Source organism: Streptomyces sp. G45 (assembly GCF_049542095.1).
Lineage (GTDB): Bacteria > Actinomycetota > Actinomycetes > Streptomycetales > Streptomycetaceae > Streptomyces.
Map to the genome: position 1 here is coordinate 2,491,533 of NZ_JBMUZU010000001.1, position 17,916 is coordinate 2,509,448.

General features: G+C 74.1%; 13 protein-coding genes and 2 pseudogenes. 6 read left to right on the plus strand and 9 right to left on the minus strand.

Annotation, left to right across the window (positions count from 1 at the left end):
- The first annotated feature begins 252 nt into the window (after positions 1-252).
- Positions 253-426: a hypothetical protein gene (locus ACOBQU_RS09835; protein WP_423625852.1), complete on the plus strand. Its 174-nt coding sequence runs from the start codon at positions 253-255 to the stop codon at positions 424-426.
- Positions 427-689: 263 nt separating this feature from the next.
- Here ACOBQU_RS09835 and ACOBQU_RS09840 read toward each other — a convergent pair whose 3' ends face one another.
- The gene (locus ACOBQU_RS09840; RefSeq protein ID WP_423625854.1) at positions 690-1,505 is read right to left on the minus strand and encodes an inositol monophosphatase family protein; all 816 of its coding nucleotides are present in this window, start codon (positions 1,503-1,505) and stop codon (positions 690-692) included.
- 11 nt (positions 1,506-1,516) lie between these two features.
- A complete protein-coding gene (locus tag ACOBQU_RS09845; RefSeq protein WP_423625856.1) occupies positions 1,517-2,656 on the minus strand; it encodes a ferrochelatase in 1,140 nt (379 codons plus the stop codon).
- A gap of 196 nt (positions 2,657-2,852) precedes the next feature.
- Between ACOBQU_RS09845 and ACOBQU_RS09850 the strand changes: the two genes are divergently transcribed.
- Complete coding sequence (locus ACOBQU_RS09850) at positions 2,853-4,127, plus strand: MFS transporter (protein ID WP_423625858.1); 1,275 nt, start codon at positions 2,853-2,855, stop codon at positions 4,125-4,127.
- Positions 4,051-5,405 (plus strand): annotated as a pseudogene (locus ACOBQU_RS09855) (D-arabinono-1,4-lactone oxidase). The gene ACOBQU_RS09850 and the pseudogene ACOBQU_RS09855 overlap by 77 nt, the downstream one beginning before the upstream one ends.
- A gap of 15 nt (positions 5,406-5,420) precedes the next feature.
- Here ACOBQU_RS09855 and ACOBQU_RS09860 read toward each other — a convergent pair.
- Complete coding sequence (locus ACOBQU_RS09860; RefSeq protein WP_423625859.1) at positions 5,421-6,683, minus strand: hypothetical protein; 1,263 nt, start codon at positions 6,681-6,683, stop codon at positions 5,421-5,423.
- 597 nt (positions 6,684-7,280) lie between these two features.
- Here ACOBQU_RS09860 and sepH point away from each other — a divergent pair.
- On the plus strand, positions 7,281-8,348 hold the full coding sequence (gene sepH / locus ACOBQU_RS09865; protein WP_423625861.1) for a septation protein SepH: 1,068 nt from the start codon (positions 7,281-7,283) through the stop codon (positions 8,346-8,348).
- 167 nt (positions 8,349-8,515) lie between these two features.
- Here the strand turns inward: sepH and ACOBQU_RS09870 are convergent, their stop codons facing one another.
- Entirely contained in the window at positions 8,516-9,346 is an 831-nt protein-coding gene (locus ACOBQU_RS09870) for a sulfurtransferase (RefSeq protein WP_423625863.1), read from the minus strand.
- A gap of 431 nt (positions 9,347-9,777) precedes the next feature.
- Here ACOBQU_RS09870 and ACOBQU_RS09875 point away from each other — a divergent pair, with 431 nt between their 5' ends.
- A complete protein-coding gene (locus tag ACOBQU_RS09875; protein ID WP_423625865.1) occupies positions 9,778-10,584 on the plus strand; it encodes a VOC family protein in 807 nt (268 codons plus the stop codon).
- On the opposite strand, the gene ACOBQU_RS09880 is transcribed toward ACOBQU_RS09875, so the two are convergent.
- The 4 genes and pseudogenes from ACOBQU_RS09880 to ACOBQU_RS09895 form a co-directional block, all read right to left on the minus strand.
- Positions 10,553-11,269, minus strand: coding sequence for a thymidine kinase (locus ACOBQU_RS09880; protein WP_423625866.1), 717 nt, complete (start codon positions 11,267-11,269; stop codon positions 10,553-10,555). The two genes, ACOBQU_RS09875 and ACOBQU_RS09880, sit on opposite strands and share 32 nt — an antisense overlap.
- Before the next feature lie 74 nt (positions 11,270-11,343).
- Positions 11,344-12,530, minus strand: a pseudogene (locus ACOBQU_RS09885) (alkaline phosphatase family protein).
- Entirely contained in the window at positions 12,530-13,135 is a 606-nt protein-coding gene (locus ACOBQU_RS09890) for a DUF5998 family protein (protein WP_423625868.1), read from the minus strand. Before ACOBQU_RS09890 ends, ACOBQU_RS09885 begins: the two are co-directional and overlap by 1 nt.
- A 100-nt stretch (positions 13,136-13,235) precedes the next feature.
- Complete coding sequence (locus ACOBQU_RS09895) at positions 13,236-16,304, minus strand: GNAT family N-acetyltransferase (RefSeq protein ID WP_423625870.1); 3,069 nt, start codon at positions 16,302-16,304, stop codon at positions 13,236-13,238.
- 179 nt (positions 16,305-16,483) lie between these two features.
- Here ACOBQU_RS09895 and ACOBQU_RS09900 point away from each other — a divergent pair, with 179 nt between their 5' ends.
- Positions 16,484-16,765: an HPr family phosphocarrier protein gene (locus tag ACOBQU_RS09900; protein ID WP_006136411.1), complete on the plus strand. Its 282-nt coding sequence runs from the start codon at positions 16,484-16,486 to the stop codon at positions 16,763-16,765.
- 288 nt (positions 16,766-17,053) lie between these two features.
- On the opposite strand, the gene ACOBQU_RS09905 is transcribed toward ACOBQU_RS09900, so the two are convergent.
- A complete protein-coding gene (locus tag ACOBQU_RS09905; RefSeq protein WP_423625873.1) occupies positions 17,054-17,749 on the minus strand; it encodes a GntR family transcriptional regulator in 696 nt (231 codons plus the stop codon).
- Positions 17,750-17,916 lie beyond the last annotated feature (167 nt).

Consider the following 17,916-nt stretch of genomic DNA (forward strand, 5'->3'; position numbering starts at 1 on the left):
GACCTCCATCCTGCCCCTTTCGGCCATAAACCGGCTGTAAGGCGGCTGTGGGCCCCAGGAATGCGGGATTTTCTCACCGCGTTGAGGTTTCCCCGGAAGGGGCCCGGGGAGGACGGCCTTACACCCGCGATCACGCTTCGTACGTGACGCGCCACGACCTGCATCACGCAGCGGCGGCGTCATACGTGATCGCCCCTTCCCACGGCACACCCCCGTGCCACCGATCCACGACCCAGCCGAGGGGGCGCAACCATGGACGCATTCACCGCAGGTCTCCTGCAGCGCATAAAGGCCACGGAGTCCGACCTCACGCGTGCCCGCGAGACGGGCGACGACTTCCTGGCCGAGGTCGAGCTGGGCGAGCTGGAGGACCTCCACCGCCTGGCCGCCGAGCACGGCGTGGAGGTCGCCGCCCCGAGCTCCTGACCGACCCCGCTCAGCACGAGAGGGCCCCGGCACCCACGTCCCTGGGTGCCGGGGCCTCTCGTGCGTCCGGGTGCCCGGAGCCTCGTGGATCAGTCGTGCCGATGCCGCCGTCGGCCTGTCGTGTCGATGCCGCCGCGGGCCGGTCGTGGCGGGTGCCCTGGGCCAGGAGTGCCGATGCCGTCGCGGGCCGGTCGCGCCGGGGCTGCCCCGGGCCAGGCGTGCCGGGGCCCCGCCAGGTGGGGGACGCCCGGGGCTGCCCCGGGTCAGTCGTGCCAGGCGCCCTGTTCCTCCAGGAAGGCCTGGAGGGGCTCGAAGAGGCCGGGCGGGCCCGCCACCGTCAGCTCCCCGGACAGGGCCTGGCCGGGGCGCCCGCCGGTGAGCGCGCCCGCCTCCCGGGCGACGAGGTCTCCGGCGGCGAAGTCCCAGGGGTTCAGGCCCCGTTCGTAGTACGCGTCCAGGCGGCCCGCCGCCACGTCGCACAGGTCGATGGCCGCCGAGCCGCCCCGCCGGATGTCCCGCACGCGCGGCAGCAGCAGCCGGACGACCTCCGCCTGCCGGGCCCGGCGCTCGGCCACGTACCCGAAGCCCGTGCCGATCAGGGCCTGCTCGAAGGGGGGCGCGGGGCGGACCCTGAGGGGCCGGTCGTCGAGGTGGGCGCCGCCGCCGAGGACCGCGTGGTACGTCTCCCGGCGCGCGGGGGCGTGGACGACGCCGACGAGGGTCTCGCCGTCCTTGCGGGCCGCGATGGACACCGCCCAGTCCGGGCGGCCGTACAGGTAGTTGACCGTGCCGTCGATCGGGTCGATGACCCACTGGACACCGCTGGTGCCCTCGAAGCTGACGCCCTCCTCACCGAGCACGCCGTCGTCGGGCCTGCGGTCGGCGAGGAACGCCGTGATCAGCTTCTCGGAGGCGAGGTCCATCTCCGTGACGACGTCGACGGCGCTGGACTTGGTGGCGGCGACGCCCAGGTCGTCCGGGCGGCCGTCGCGCAGCAGCTCACCGGCCCGCCGCGCGGCCTCCAGGGCGACGGCGAGCAGTTCGGCCCTCAGGGGGTCCTGGGCGGCGGGGTCGGTCACGAGGGGGCTCCTCACACGAACGGGCTGTCGGCGCCCGCGGCGGCGGGCTTGGGCGTGCGCGCCGGGCAGCAGCCCACCGGGCACAGGTCGTGGCTGGCGCCCAGGGCTCCCAGGGCGCAGGGCGCCACCGGGCGCCCGCTCTCGGTGGCGGCGCGCTCCACGACCAGCTCGCGCACGGCGGCGGCGAACCGCGGGTCGGCGCCGACCGTGGCCGAGCGGCGGACCGGCAGGCCGAGCTCCGCCGCCTTCGCCGTGGCCTCCGTGTCGAGGTCGTACAGCACTTCCATGTGGTCCGACACGAAGCCGATGGGGACCATCACCACGGCGGGGGCCCCGGCCGCGTGCCGCTCCTGAAGGTGGTCGCAGATGTCGGGCTCGAGCCACGGGATGTGCGGGGCGCCGCTGCGCGACTGGTAGACCAGCTCCCAGGGGCGGTCGACGCCGGTCTCCGCGCGCACCGCGTCGGCGATGAGGCGGGCCACGTCCAGGTGCTGCTTCACGTAGGCGCCGCCGTCGCCGTGGTCCTCGGCGGGGCCCGACGTGTCGGCCGCGGCGGTGGGGATGGAGTGCGTGGTGAACGCCAGGTGGGCGCCGTCGCGCACCTCTTCGGGGAGGTCGGCGAGCGACTTCAGGACGCCGTCGACCATGGGGCGCACGAAGCCCGGGTGGTTGAAGTAGTGCCGCAACTTGTCGACGCGGGGCAGGTCGAGGCCCTCCTCCTGGAGGGTGGCGAGGGCGTCGGCCAGGTTCTCGCGGTACTGGCGGCAGCCCGAGTACGACGCGTACGCGCTGGTGGCGAGCACCAGGACGCGGCGGCGGCCGTCGCGCACCAGCTCCCGCAGGGTGTCGGTCAGGTACGGCGACCAGTTGCGGTTGCCCCAGTAGACCGGCAGGTCGAGGCCGTGCTCCGCGAAGTCCTTGCGCAGGGCGTCGAGCAGCGCTCTGTTCTGGTCGTTGATGGGGCTGACGCCGCCGAAGAGGAAGTAGTGCTGCCCCACCTCCTTCAGGCGCTCCTTGGGGATGCCGCGGCCGCGCGTCACGTTCTCCAGGAACGGGACGACGTCGTCCGGGCCCTCGGGGCCGCCGAACGAGAGCAGCAGCAGGGCGTCGTACGGAGTGGGATCGAGCGTGGGAGCCTGCGCGTCGGACATGTCTTTGATCCTGCCACTCACCACTGACAACCGGGCAACCGCGGTCCCCCGCGCGGCGCCGGGCGGGACCCGGGTCCCCTCCGGGAATACCCCCATGCGTTTCGGGGCCGACGGCCGTAATCTGTATCAGCCATCTAGACGCCTTACCGGAGCCGCTCGGCAGAGCCGACCGCTCCGGCAGTCCCGCGGAGTCCACGTGCCGAGCCCCTACCGCGCCATCTTCTCCGCCCCCGGCACCAGGGGGTTCTCGGCCGCCGGTCTCATCGGCCGGATGCCGCTGTCCATGATGGGCATCGGCATCGTGACGATGATCTCCCAGCTCACCGGCCGGTACGGCCTCGCGGGCGCGCTCTCGGCGACGGTCGCGCTGTCCGCCGCGGCCATCGGCCCGCAGATCTCCCGGCTGGTGGACCGGCACGGCCAGCGCCGGGTGCTCAGACCCGCGACCCTGGTGTCGCTCGCCGCGGTGGCGGGGCTGCTGCTGGCCGCGAAGTTCGAGCTGCCGGATTGGACGCTGTTCGTCTTCGCCGGGCTCGTCGGCGCCGTGCCCAGCGTGGGCTCCATGGTCCGCGCGCGCTGGGCGGCGATCTACCACGGCACCCCGCAGCTGCACACCGCGTACTCCTTCGAGTCCGTGGTCGACGAGGTCTGCTTCATCTTCGGGCCGATCATCTCCATCGGCCTGTCCACGGTGTGGTTCCCCGAGGCGGGGCCGCTGCTCGCCGCCGCGTTCCTGGCCGTCGGTGTCTTCTGGCTGACCGCGCAGCGCGCCACCGAGCCGGTGCCGCACCCGCGCGAGCACCACACCGGCGGCTCGGCGCTGCGCTCCGGGGGCCTCCAGGTGCTGGTCGGCGCCTTCGTGGCGACGGGCGCCATCTTCGGAGCGGTGGACGTGGTCACGGTGGCCTTCGCCGAGGAGGAGGGCCACAAGAGCGCGGCGAGCCTAGTCCTCGCGGTGTACGCGCTCGGCTCGTGCCTCGCGGGCGTCGCCTTCGGCCTGGTGCACTTCGCCGGAGCGCCCGCGCGGCGCTGGCTGGTGGGCCTCTGCGCGATGGCCGTGAGTATGATCCCGCTTCAACTGGTCGGGAACCTGCCGTTTCTGGCCGCGGCGCTGTTCCTCGCGGGCCTGTCCATCGCACCGACGATGATCACCACCATGGCCCTCGTCGAGGAGCACGTGCCCCGCGCGAAGCTGACCGAGGGCATGACCTGGGTCAGCACCGGGCTCGCCGTCGGGGTCGCCCTCGGCTCCTCCGTGGCGGGCTGGGTGATCGACGCCGCGGGCCCGCGTGCCGGGTACGCGGTGCCCGGCGTGTCCGGGGCGGTCGCGGTGGCGGTCGGACTCCTGGGCTACCGCCGGCTGAAGCGGCCGGATCCGCGACGGGGAGGGACCCATGAGCACGGGAACGGGCACGGGAGCGGGCAGGGGCACGACAGCGACCATCGCGAGGAGTCGAGCGGCGTGGCGTAACTGGGCGGGCAACGTCAGCGCCCGGCCCGCGCGCGAGGCCACCCCCGCGTCCGTCGACGAGCTCGTCGCCGCCGTCCGCGGCGCCCGGGCCGACGGCCTGACGGTCAAGCCCGTCGGCACCGGTCACTCCTTCACGGCCACCGCCGCCACAGAGGGCCTGCTGCTCCGCCCGGACCTGCTCACCGGCATCCGCCGGATCGACCGCGCCGCGGGCACGGTGACCGTGGAGGCGGGCACCCCCCTGAAGCGGCTGAACGCGGCGCTCGCCCGCGAGGGCCTGTCCCTGACGAACATGGGCGACATCATGGAGCAGACGGTGTCGGGCGCCGTCAGCACCGGCACGCACGGCACCGGCCGCGACTCGGCCTCCCTCGCCGCGCAGATCACCGCCCTCGAACTGGTCACCGCGGACGGCGAGGTCCTCACCTGCTCCCGGGACGAGCGCCCCGACGTCTTCGCCGCCGCCCGGGTCGGCCTCGGAGCGCTCGGCGTCATCACCGCGATCACCTTCTCCGTAGAGCCGCTCTTCTTCCTCAGGGCGCGCGAGGAACCGATGACCTTCGACCAGGTCACCTCGTCGTTCGACGAACTCGTCGCCGAGAACGAGCACTTCGAGTTCTACTGGTTCCCCCACACGGGCAACTGCAACACCAAGCGCAACAACCGCAGCCTCGGCCCCGCCGCCCCGCCCGGCGCGATCAGCGCCTTCGTAGAGGACGAGTTGCTCTCCAACGGCCTCTTCCAGGTGGTCAACTCGCTCGGCAGGGCCGTGCCCGCCACCATCCCGGCCATCGCCAAGGTCTCCAGCAAGGCCCTGTCCGCCCGCACCTACACGGACATCCCGTACAAGGTCTTCACCAGCCCGCGCCGGGTGCGCTTCGTGGAGATGGAGTACGCCGTGCCCCGCGAGGCGCTCGTCCCGGCCCTGCGGGAGCTGCGGTCGATGATCGACCGCTCCCCGCTGCGCGTCAGCTTCCCCGTGGAGGTCCGCACGGCCCCCGCCGACGACATCACCCTGTCCACGGCGTCCGGCCGCGACAGCGCGTACATCGCCGTGCACATGTACAAGGGCACGCCCTTCCGTACGTACTTCAGCGCCGCGGAGCGGATCTTCGTCGCCCATGACGGGCGGCCCCACTGGGGAAGCTCCACTCCCGCGACGCCGCGTACTTCGCCTCGGCCTATCCGCGCTTCGCCGAGTTCACGGCGCTGCGCGACCGGCTCGACCCGGACCGCGTGTTCGCCAACGCCTACCTGCGGCGCGTCCTCGGCGACTGAGCGCCCCCTTCGGAGTCACTGCTCCGGGGACTGCTGCTGCTCCTGCACCCCGTTGTCGGTGCCGCTGGAGGGCGTGGGCGTCGGGGTCGGCGTGGGAGTGGGGGTCGGCGTCGGGGTGGGCGTCGGGGTGGGCCTGGAGCCGCCGTCGCCCTTGTCGCCGTCCTTGTCGCCGCCGGTGTCGGGCTTGCCGCCCTGGTCCTTGCCGGGGTCGGAGCCGGTGCCGTCGCCCGGGGAGGGCGTGCCGCTCGGGCGGTCGGCCGTGCCGTCGCCCTGCCGCGAGCCGTCGTCCTGGCCGGGGGTGGTGTCTGAGGAGGGCCGGTCGGTGTCGCCGGTCGACGGCTTCTCGTCGGACGAGGACGAGGAGTTGCGGCCCTTGAAGGCGTCGCTGATCGTCGTGCTCTTGCCGTCCCCGCTGAAGCTCTCGCCGCTGACCAGCTCGTACGTGGTGATTCCGGTGAGCGCCACGCCGAAGACCACCGCGGCGGCGATCAGCGGCCGCTTCCAGCTGGTGACCCGGGCGCGGTGCGTCGTCCCTTCGGTGAACTCGTCCGACGGGAGCGGCGGCACACCGGGGCCCGTGGGCGGCGTCGCGCGCAGCAGCTGGGTCTCCTGGTCGCGCGGCGGCATCCGCGTGGCGTCCACGGCGCCCAGCACCTGAGTCCGGTCGGCGTCCGCTGCGGCGGCCTGGGGCAGCGCCATCGTGGGGTCGGCGGCACCCGCCCGGGGCAGGAGCGTCGTGGGGTCGGCCGCACCGGCCTGCGGCAGCAGCGCCGTGGGGTCGGCGTCGCCCGCGTACGGAAGTGCCGTGGTCGGGTCGGCGTCCCGCGGGTGCTGCCTGCCCCACGTCGTGGTCACCGGGCCCGTGCCGGTGGCGTACCCGGCGGCGCTCGGCGCGGGCGGCACGGGCGGTGCGGCCCGGAACGCCTCCGGGACCGGTGTGTCCGGCGTCACCGGCACCTGCTGCGCCTTCGGCTTGGCCTGCACCGCGACGTCGCGTATCTGCTCGCCGGTGCGCTTGAAGAAGTGCTGGAAGACCGTGCCGCCGCAGGTGGCGATGCCGCTGACCACGCCCGCGCCGAGGATCGTCCCGTAGACGCCGAAGCTGGACGCCAGCTTCGCGGCCAGCACGGCGGCCACGGCGCTGCCCGCCACCTGCGGCACGCTCAGATCGAGGCGCTTCTTGGTCGGCTCGTCCTCCGGCGTGCCTTCCGGCGCCCCCGTGGGCGCGCTCCTCGACGTGTCCTGCGACCGCGCGCCGGTATCCGGCTTTCCCCGCATGTCCGAACCTTGCCTGCCTTCCCCTACTCGATTCGCCCAACTCTGCTCAGCCTGGCGAAACCCCGAGCGAACCCGGATGAACCGGTCTTATCCGATGTGTCTCGCCTCAACGCATGACTCACGCGTAGGCACCTGAACTACGCGACACCCCACGAGCTGCGCGAGTCACATGAGAGAGGGACGTACGCCCGAAGCGAATAGTTCCGTTTCTGGCGTTTACGTGAAGAGCGCCACCCTCACGCAGGCGGTCTACGGCGCCCGCCGGAGCCAACTCCCTTCCCCCGGGAGAAGTTCGGTGGCGTGCCGGTCCACCCGGGTGGCCCGAATGGAGTAGTGTTGCGAGCCCTGGGTCCGGTCTCCAGCCAGGGTGCCCGGGGCCAGCCAGGACCGCCGGGAGGGGGCTCGATGCACAGGGTGACCAAGTTGGTCACTTAGCGTTGCGAATAGGTAACCGTGCCATAACGGCGATCCAGGGCCCATGCCCGACACGCCGGGCAACTCGGCAAGGTTGTGGCAGGCTGCACCCGGGCAGGCCACACTCGACTAGCGGAAGCAGCGACGCACGTGACGTCGGCAGGCACCACCCGGGAGGTCCCCATGCCCGAACTGCGTGTCGTGGCCGTCAGCAACGACGGCACACGGCTGGTGCTGAAGGCTGCGGACAGCACGGAGTACACGCTTCCGATCGACGAACGGCTCCGCGCCGCCGTGCGCGGCGACCGGCCCCGGCTCGGCCAGATCGAGATCGAGGTGGAGAGCCACCTCCGTCCCCGCGACATCCAGGCACGTATACGCGCCGGAGCCAGCGCGGAAGAAGTCGCCTCGCTCGCCGGTATCCCCGTCGACCGCGTCCGCCGCTTCGAAGGACCCGTGCTCGCCGAGCGCGCCTTCATGGCGGAGCGCGCCCGGAAGACCCCCGTGCGCCGCCCCGGCGAGAACACCGGACCCCAGCTCGGCGAGGCCGTCCAGGAGCGGCTGCTGCTGCGCGGCGCCGACAAGGACTCCGTCCAGTGGGACTCCTGGCGCCGCGACGACGGCACCTGGGAGGTCCTGCTCGTCTACCGCGTCGCCGCCGAGCCGCACTCCGCGAGCTGGACGTACGACCCGCCCCGGCGGCTCGTCCAGGCCGTGGACGACGAGGCCCGCGCCCTGATCGGCGAGACCGACGACATCGCGGCGCCCGAGCCCAGCTTCCCGTTCGTGCCGCGCATCGCCCGGCTGCCGCGCGAGCGGCCGGTGGACCGCGCCGCCGACCGGCCCGCGTCCGCGCCGGACCCCGCCGAGGAGACCGGCGGCCCGGGCAGCACCATCGCCGAGCAGGAACGCGACTCGCTCACCAGCCTCCTGGAGGCCGTGCCGAGCTTCCGGGGCGACATGGTCGTCCCGGAGCGCCCCACCACCGCCCCCGCCGAGCTGCCGTCCGCCGCGCAGCAGGAGGAGCCCGAGCAGGAGGCGGAGGCCGAGGAGCCCCCGGCGACCGCCGCGTCGGCCGGTTCGGCGTACGCGGACGTCCTGATGCCGCGCGCCGTGGCCAGCCACCGCGAGCGCCTCGTCGGCTCCACCGACCGCCAGGCCGAGGCCGACGGCGTCCGACCCGGCCGCCGTGCCGCCGTCCCCAGCTGGGACGAGATCGTGTTCGGCACGCGGCGCAAGAAGCAGGAGTAGGCGCGGGCGCGCCCGCCCGCGAGGCGTTGTGAAGGGCCCGTACGCAAGATCCGCACGGGCCCTTCACAACGCGCTGCCGTCTGGCCTGCCAGGCCCCTGAAGCGGCCCGGCGCATCACCCCGCGGTCACGCCCCCGTGCGCCCCGCACGCCCCGGGCACCCCGTGCGTCACCCCGGCTCCGCCCCCGTGGCCACCGGACGCGTCGGGTCCGCGGACCACTCCGACCACGAGCCCACGTACAGCGCCGCCGGAATGCCCGCCACCGCGAGGGCGAGGACCTCGTGGGCGCCCGAGACGCCCGAGCCGCAGTAGACGCCGACCTCGGACGCGTCGGCCGCGCCCAGGGCCTTGAAGCGGGCCGCCAGCTCCGCGGGCGGACGGAACCGGCCATCCTCCGTGACGTTCTCCGCCGTGGGCGCCGACACGGCGCCCGGGATGTGGCCGCCGACGCGGTCGATGGGCTCCACGTCGCCCCGGTAGCGCTCGGCGGCGCGGGCGTCCAGGAGGAGGCCCGCGCGGGCCAGGGCGGCCGCGCCGTCCGCGTCCAGGCGAGCCGCGGACTCCGGCGCGGGCACGAACGCGCCCGGGGCCGCCGGACGCGTGTCCCCGGACTCCAGCTCCCCCGTCCACGCGGGCAGGCCACCGTCCAGCACCCGCACCGACGGGTGCCCCGCCCAGCGCAGCAGCCACCAGGCGCGCGCCGCCGCCCAGCCCTGCCCGCCGTCGTACACGACCACGCCCCGGTCCCCCGACACGCCCGCCGCCCGCATCACCTCGCCGAAGCGGTCCACGTCCGGCAGCGGATGCCGCCCCGCGGCACCGGCGGGACCCGCGAGGTCCGCGTCCAGGTCGACGAAGACCGCGGACGGGATGTGCGCCTCCAGGTAGGCGGGCCGCTGGTGCGGGCCGCCGAGCTGCCAACGGACGTCGAGCAGCACCGGCGGATTCCCGCCATCCAAGTCGCTCGCGAGTTCGGCTGCGGAGATGATGACATTCATAGGGTCCATCCTTGCGTACGGGGTGGTCGCCGCGCTCGGCTCCGGATAGCCTGCTCGGCCGGACACACCCGGACACGCGGCGTACAGATCCGGGCACACCGTGTATCGCAGACAGACGCGACTCGGCAATCACGCGTTAACGGATGCGCCATGGCATACCGGGCATCCTCGCCAGGAAGCCGCGCACGGCGGCGCGGCCAGGAAGCGCCGGGCGGCGTCTGGTGCGAGCATCTGCACGGGCGGGCATGCGCGCGATCTGGGTACGCGCGTGCGTAAGGCGAATCGAAGCGGAGTGGCAGCGGCAGCACAGGCGGTGACGGACGGCGACCGACGGATCACAGGCGACGGACCAGGGACGTTCCGCGCCTGCCGAAGGCCGCCCCGGCCGCCGCCGACTGCGGGCGCCACGAGGGCCCGAGGAGAGAGTGACGATGACCGAGGCACGGTGGCCGGTCGGCCGACGCGAACGGACCGCGCGGCGCACACCCGGCACGCCCTGCTGGGTGAGCCTGATGGCGCACGACCTGGGCGCCACCCAGGAGTTCTACGCGGAGCTCTTCGGCTGGGCGTACGAACCCGGGCCCGAGCAGCTCGGCCCCTACGTGCGGGCCCTCCTGGACGGCTGCGAGGTGGCAGGGATCGGACAGCTGCCGCCCGACCGGCACCTGCCGATCGCCTGGACCCCGTACCTGGCGTCGGACGACGTGGACGCCACCGCGGAGACGGCCCGGCACTGCGGCGGCACGGTCGGCGTCGGCCCCCTGGACGCGGCCGAGGCCGGGCGCCTGGCGATCGCGTCGGACCCCGCGGGCGCGGTGTTCGGCATCTGGCAGGCCGCCTCGCACCTGGGCATGGCGGTCGCCGGGTTGCCCGGCACGCCCGCCTGGAACGAGCTGGTGACGCGCGAGACGGTGGAGGTCTCCAAGTTCTACCGGACGCTCTTCGGCTACACCGAGGAGGCGGCCGTCGGCTCGGACGAGGACTATCTGACCCTGTTCCTGGACGGGCAGGCCGTGGCGTCGGTGCACGGCGTCGGGCAGGCGCTCCCCCGGGACCGGGGCGCGCACTGGATGACGTACTTCGAGACGGCCGACGTGGACGCCTCCGTGGCCCGGGCGACCGCGCTCGGCGGCCATGTCGTCAGACCCGCGAGGGCCGGGGCGCACGGGCGGATCGCCACGGTCGCCGACCCCGAAGGGGCGCTGTTCACGCTCGTGCGGACGGAGCGGCCCCACTAGGCGCGGGCCCCGTGGCATCGGCGCCGGGCGCGGGCACCGTGGCGTCGACCGGCAGCACGTCCGGCGACAGGGCGGCGGCGCGGGCCGACGCGGCCGTCATGCGGCGCCGGTGGTGACGGCGGCACAGCACCTCGTAGCCGACCTCGTCGGGGGTCCGGTCGACGTCGCCGACGACGACCTGGGCGCCCTCGACGACCATCTCGCCGCGGACGGTGCGCGCGTGGTGGGTGGCGCGGGCGCCGCACCAGCACAGCGACTCGACCTGGAGCACCTCGACGCGGTCGGCGAGTTCGACCAGGCGCTGCGAGCCGGGGAAGAGCTTGGTGCGGAAGTCCGTGGTGATGCCGAAGGCGAAGACGTCGATGTCCAGGTCGTCGACGACGCGGGCGAGCTGGTCGACCTGCTCCGGAGTGAGGAACTGCGCCTCGTCCGCGATCAGGTAGTCGGCGCGGCCGCCCTGGGAGAGGTGCTCGACGAGGTGGGCGTAGAAGTCGAAGTCGTCGCCCGTCTCCGTGGCGTCGGTGACCAGACCGAGGCGTGAGGACAGCTTGCCCTCGCCCGCGCGGTCGTTGCGGGTGAAGATCAGCCCCGCGAGGCCGCGGGCCGAGCGGTTGTGCTCGATCTGGAGAGCGAGGGTGCTCTTTCCGCAGTCCATCGTTCCGGAGAAGAACACCAGCTCGGGCATGGGACGTCGAAGGCCTTTCGAAGGAGGAGGGGGCGTAGGGCGCCGCGGGAGCGGCGGAGGTGTGAGGGGCGCGGTCAGGAGCGCACTTCGAGCAGCGGCACGAGTTGCTCGACGGGCGTCATGGAGCCGTGGTTGCCGACCATCGCGGACTCGTGGGGCTCGGTCCGCGAGGCGATGATCAGGACGTCGTCGTGGGCGGCGGCCACCACGTCGCCGATGCGGCCGTGCACGCGCTCGTCGACGCGCGGCCCGAACCACCCGGCCGCGATGGCCTCCTCGCGCCCGGCGACCCAGAACCGGTCCCCCAGGACCTCGCGCCACACGGCGAGCACGTCGGCCCGCGCACCGGGCACCGCGTAGACGTGGCGGGCGCGGCCCTCGCCGCCGAGCAGCGCCACTCCGGCGCGCAGCTCCCAGTCCTCGTCGAAGTCGATGCGGGAGTCGTCGTCGAAGGGGATGTCGAGCATGCCGTGGTCGGCGGTGACGTACAGCGCGCTGCGCGGCGGCAGCTGCTCGGCGAGGCGCTGGGCGAGCCGGTCCACGTACATGAGCTGGCCGCGCCAGGCGTCGGAGTCGACGCCGAAGCGGTGGCCCTTGCCGTCGACCTCCGCGTAGTACGTGTAGACCAGCGAGCGGTCCCCGGCCGCCAGTTGCTCGGCGGCGAGGTCGACGCGGTCCTCTCCGGAGAGGCGGCCGCGGAACGTGCCGCCGCTGAGGGCGACCTTGGTGAGCGGGGTGTGCTCGAAGGCGGGTGAGGACACCTGGGCGGTGTGGACGCCCGCGTCGTGGGCGCGCTGGAAGATCGTGGGGTACGGCTGCCAGGCGTGCGGGTCGGTCCACGGCTTCCAGCGGAGCTGGTTCATCAGCTCACCGGTGTCCGGGTCGCGGACCGTGTACCCGGGCAGGCCGTGCGCTCCGGGGGCAGGCCCGTGCCTACGGAGGCGAGGGACGTCGCCGTGGTGGCGGGGAAGCCCGCGGTGAGGGGCTGGCCGGTGCCGCCGCGCGAGGAGCCGAGCAGCGAGTGCAGGAAGGGCGCTTCGGCGGGGTGCGCGCGCAGCTGCTCCCAGCCGAGGCCGTCGATGAGGAAGACGCAGGCGCGGTCGGCGGGGGCCAGCTCGGGGATGACGGGCGCGAAGCCGTCGACCTCCTGGTGCGCGACGAGGGTCGGCAGCAGGTCGGCGAGCGACGCCGTGCCGTACGCGGGCAGGGGCGCGGTCGCGAGGGCGAGGGGTTCCGCTTCGTCCCAGTCGGCCGTGACCATCAGCGGCGGGCGTCCGTACCGGCCGCCGTGGCCGCGGTGGCCTCGGAGAGCGCCTGGGCGAAGGCCAGGGTCTGGCGCACCGTGTCGGGGCCGTCGCCCGCCTCGCTGACGCGCAGGCTGAGGTCGTCGGCGGTGGAGCTGCCCGTGTAGCCGTGGTCGGCCTCGCAGTTCGGGTCGCCGCAGGCGGCCGGTTCGAGGTCGATGCGGGAGACCGCGCCCCAGCCGATGGTGAGGACGACCTCGCGGGGCAGCGAGCCCGGCACGTACTTCTCGGGATTGGCGACGACGCGGCTGACGACGACCGACGAGATCCGGCCGATCTTCACGGACTCCGTGGACGTCGTGGCGTACGGGGTCGGGGAGGTGCTGTCGGCCGCCTGCTCGTCGGTGTGGCTGACGATGAAGCGGGTGTCCGTGAGGACGAGGACCGTCACGTGGCGGCGCACTTCATTGGCGTCGAAGGTGGTCTCCTGGTGGACCAGGTACGACCCGATGGTCTCGCCGCCGATCGCGGCCTCCACCGCCTCGGCCACGAGGGCCGGGTAGTAGCCGCTGCGCTCGATCGCCGCTCGCAGCCCCTGGGTCGTCGTACCGGTCTTCGCCATGCGGCCCATCCTACGACCCGGCGCATGGCCGCAGGTGCGCAGTGGCCGCGTCCGCACCCGGCGCCCGGGGCGGCGTGGGCGCGGGCCGGGGCGCGGCGGGTCAGTAGGCGGGCAGGGTGCGGGGGCCGAGGTCGTCGCGGGCCGGTGGCGGGGCGAGCCGCACGGAGGCGCTGAGGACGGAGAGGCCGTCCTGGGCGACGACCACTGGTTCCAGGGAGACGGAGACGACTTCGGGGTGGTCGTCGACGAGCCGGGACAGGCGCTGCAGGAGCTCTTCGAGGGCGGGGGTGTCGACGGGGGCGGAGCCGCGCCAGCCGAACAGGAGCGGGGCCGTCCGGATGGATCGGACGAGCTGCCTGGCCTCGCGGTCGGTGACCGGAATCAGACGGTGCGCGACATCGCCGAGGAGGTCGGACGCGGCTCCGGCGAGCCCGAAGGACAGCACGGCTCCGGCGGCGGCGTCGTGTCCGGCGCGCACGACGGTGTCGACGCCGCGGGCGACCATGCGCTGGACGACGGGGCGCAGCTCGGCGGGCCTGCCGAGGGTGTGGGTGAGCTCGCGGTAGGCGCGGCGCAGCTGGTCCTCGTCGGAGAGGTCGAGGCGTACGCCGCCGAGGTCGGGGCGGTGGCGCAGGTGCGGGGCGGTGGTCTTGAGCGCCACGGGGTAGCCGAGCCGGTCGGCGGCGCGGGCGGCGGCGTCGGCGTCGGGGCCGGGCAGGGCCTGGTGGACGCGGATGCCGTAGCGGGCGAGCAGGTCGTGGGCGTCGGCGGGGCCGAGGGTGACGCCGTGGGTGCCGTCGCTCTTGGAGAGCAGGCGTGCGACGAGGTCGGCGGCGCCGTGTTCGTCGATGTCGTCGTACTCGGGGACCTTGCCGGTGTCGGCGAGGTCCCGGCGCCACTGGGCGTACTTGACGGCCTCGGCCAGGGCGCGGACGGCGCGCTCGGGGGCGGGGTAGGCGGGGATGCGGGTGCGCTCGGGGGGCTGCTGGGGGTCCGGCGCCTGGGGTGGGGTGGCGGCGTCGGGGGCCGTGGGGTGCGGGGGCGGGGCGGGGGTGGCGCGGGGGCCGGTGCTGGCCGCTACGGAGAGGGCTTCGGCGAGGCCGCCCAGCTCCACGTGGACGACGGTGACGGGCTTGGTGGGGCAGGTGGCCGCGGCGGCGCGGAGGGCGGCGGCGAGCGTTTCGCCCTCACCCTGGGGGTGCGCCTCTCCGGAGGGGGCAGGCCGGGAGTCCGTCTCTACGGGAGGTCCGCTTTGGTGGACCGTCTCTACGGGAGGTCCGCTTTGGTGGGCCGTCTCTACGGGAGGTCCGCTTTGGTGGGCCGTCTCTCCGGAAGGGGCGGGCCGGGAGTCCGTCTCTACGGGGGGTCCGCTCTGGTGGCCCGTGCCTACGGAGAGGGCGCTCTGGTGGCCCGTCTCTCCGGGGGGCGTGTCCCGGCGGCTCGACTCCCCCAGGGAGGGGATGACGGTGACGACCACGGCGTCGCAGCCGTCGTCGGCGAGGGCGCCCGCGAGGGCGGTGCGGAAGTCCTCCGGAGTGGCGGCGGTGGTGAGGTCGCGCGGCGGCAGCGGGCGCAGGCCCTCGGCGACGCAGGCGTCGTACGTGAGCAGGCCGAGGGACTCGGAGTTGCCGAGGACGGCGACGCGGGGGCCCGCGGGGAGGGGCTGTCCGGCGAGCAGCAGACCGGCGTCGACGAGTTCGGTGACCGTGTCGACGCGGATCACTCCGGCCTGGCGGAGCAGGGCGGACACGGTGGCGTGCGGCAGGCGGGTGGCGGCGTCCGCGTGGCCGGTGGGCGCGATGCCGCTGTGCCGGGCGCCCTGGACGACGACGAGCGGTTTGACGGCGGCGGTGCGGCGGGCGAGGCGGGTGAACTTGCGGGGGTTGCCGATGGACTCCAGGTACATGAGGGCGACGTCCGTGTCCGGGTCGTCGTACCAGTACTGGAGCACGTCGTTGCCCGACACGTCCGCGCGGTTCCCGGCGCTGACGCACGTGGACAGGCCCGACAGGCCCGCGGTCCGCCGGTGCAGACGGGACAGCAGGGCGATGCCGATGGCGCCGGACTGGGTGAACAGGCCGATGCGCCCGGCGGCGGGCATCGCGGGCGCCAGGGAGGCGTTCAGCCGCACCCCCGGAGAGGTGTTGATGACTCCGAAGGCGTTGGGTCCGATCAGGCGCATCCCGTAGGAGCGGACCTGGCGCACCAGGGCGCGCTGCCGCTCGCGGCCCTCGGTGCCGCTTTCGGCGTATCCGGCGGAGACCACGACGAGCCCCTGCACGCCGTGGTCGCCGCAGTCGGCGACGGCCTGCGGAACGCGCTCGGCGGCGACGGCGACGACGGCCAGGTCCACGGGCTCGGGGATGTCGCGCACGGAGCGGTGGGCGGGGACGCCGTCGACCTCGGTCCCGTCGGCGAAGGCGGCGTTGACGGCGTGCAGGCGGCCGGTGAACCCCGCGGCCAGGAGGTTGCGCAGGATGCCGCGGCCGACGCCGCCCTCGCCGCGGCCGACACCGATGACGGCGACGGAGCCGGGGGCGAGGAGCCGCTGGACAGAGCGGGCCTCGGCGCGCTGCTCGCGGGCCCGCTGGACGGCGACGGAGCGGTCGGTGGGCTCCAGGTCCAGTTCGAGGCGGACGACGCCGTCCTCGAAGCTGCGCTGCTGCTGGTACCCGGCGTCGGTGAAGACCTTGACCATCTTGGTGTTGGCGGGCAGGACTTCGGCGGCGAAGCGGCGGATGCCCCGCTCGCGGGCGACGGCCGCGATGTGTTCGAGCAGGGCGGAGGCGACGCCCCGGCCCTGGTGGGCGTCCTGGACGAGGAAGGCGACCTCGGCCTCGTCGGCGGGCGCGGAGGCGGGGCGGCCCTGAGCGTCGATGCGGTCGTAGCGGACGGTGGCGATGAACTCGCCGCCGACCGTGGCGGCGAGGCCCACGCGGTCCACGTAGTCGTGGTGGGTGAAGCGGTGCACGTCCTTGGCGGACAGGCGGGGGTACGGGGCGAAGAAGCGGTAGTACTTCGACTCGTCGGAGACCTGCTCGAAGAAGCTGACCAGCCGGTCGGCGTCGTCGGCGGTGATGGGGCGGATCCTGGCGGTGCCGCCGTCGCGCAGGACCACGTCGGCCTCCCAGTGCGAGGGGTACGCGTGCCGGTCCGGCGGGGTCTGCATGGGGCCCAGGGTACGGGTCGCGGTGCGGTGGGGGCCGGGGCAAGGTGGAGGGGTCACGAGGCGGCCCGGCGGCGCGAGAGAGCCGGACGTGGCCGCGGCGGTGGTCCGACCAGGAGCATCCGGGTCGGCATGAGACACTGGTCTAGACAAGTGTGAGACACCTGGAAGGGCAGCAACACATGGCTGAGCGCCGCGTCAACGTCGGCTGGGCCGAGGGCCTCCACGCCCGGCCCGCCTCCATCTTCGTCCGTGCGGCCACGGCCGCGGGCGTCCCCGTGACCATCGCCAAGGCGGGCGGCACCCCGGTGAACGCCGCCTCCATGCTCGCGGTGCTCGGCCTGGGCGCGCAGGGCGGCGAGGAGATCGTCCTCGCTTCGGACGCCGAGGGTGCGGACGCCGCCCTCGACCGCCTGGCGAAGCTGGTCGCGGAGGGCCTTGAGGAGCTTCCGGAGACCGTCTGACACTGTCGGACACCGTACGGCGGAGCCGCGCGGGCCCCTTCTGGGTCCACGCGGCTCCGCCGTTTTCGCGTTCTTCAAGGGCGTGCCCGCGCTTATGTCTTCCCGAGTGCGCCACGGCTGTCTTCCCGAGTGCGCCACGGCGGCGCCGGGCGCCCGGAAATCATTCGGGATTACCTGGTACGACGAGACGCGCCGGGCACGGAAAGGGAATACCGGAAGCACTGGACGCCCGCACGCTCTGAAACTCGGCGGCGCGCCTTTCCCCGTTCCTTGTGTACGGCGCCGCCGTTAATTCCGTACGCCCACTCTGTTGACGGCGTGTTGCGAATCCCTCACACGTCCGGCGCGGCCCGCGGTACCCGCGATACGGGGACGGCAGGCGGACGCCGCGCGCTCGGCGTCCAGGGTGGTGAGCGCCCGCGCGCGCTCCATGTCGCGGCGGGCGACGGCGTCGACGACCGCGGCGTGCCCCGCCCAGGTCCGCTCGGGCACCGCCGGGACCTGCTCCACGTACATCCACGCCATCTTGTGGCGCAACTGCGTGAGCAGGGCGATCAGGCCCGGGCTCGCGGAGGCCTGGGCGAGCGTCTCGTGGAACCAGGCGTCGAGCGAGCGCAGTTCCTCGCCGCCGCCGCGCCGGGCCCGCTCCTGGCCGAGCCGCACGAGGCCGCGCAGCACCTTCAGATGGGCGTCCGTGCGCCGCTGCGCGGCGCGGGCGGCGGCCAGCGGCTCCAGGAGCGTGCGGACCTCGAGGAGGTCGGCGGCGTCCTGCTCGGTGGGCTCGGCGACGCATGCGCCCGCGTGCCTGCGCGTGACGACGAAGCCCTCCGCCTCCAGGGTGCGCAGGGCCTCGCGCACGGGGACGCGGGAGACTCCGTAGCGTCGGGCCAGCAGTTCTTCGGTGAGGCGCGTGCCGCGTTCGTAGACACCGGCGACGATGTCGTCCCGGATGGCCGTGCACACCGAGTGTGCGGGAATACGCATGACGGACCTCCGCGTCAATTCCCCTTATGCCCGAGGGCTCTTTGGATGCCAAGGGCTCTATGGGCTCTACGGACTCTATGGCAGGGGGCCGGGTTTTCCGACGGTGCGCGGATTCCATGGATATCTTTTGGCCACAGGTCCCAGGTCCCGGGGTATGGGCCGGTCGG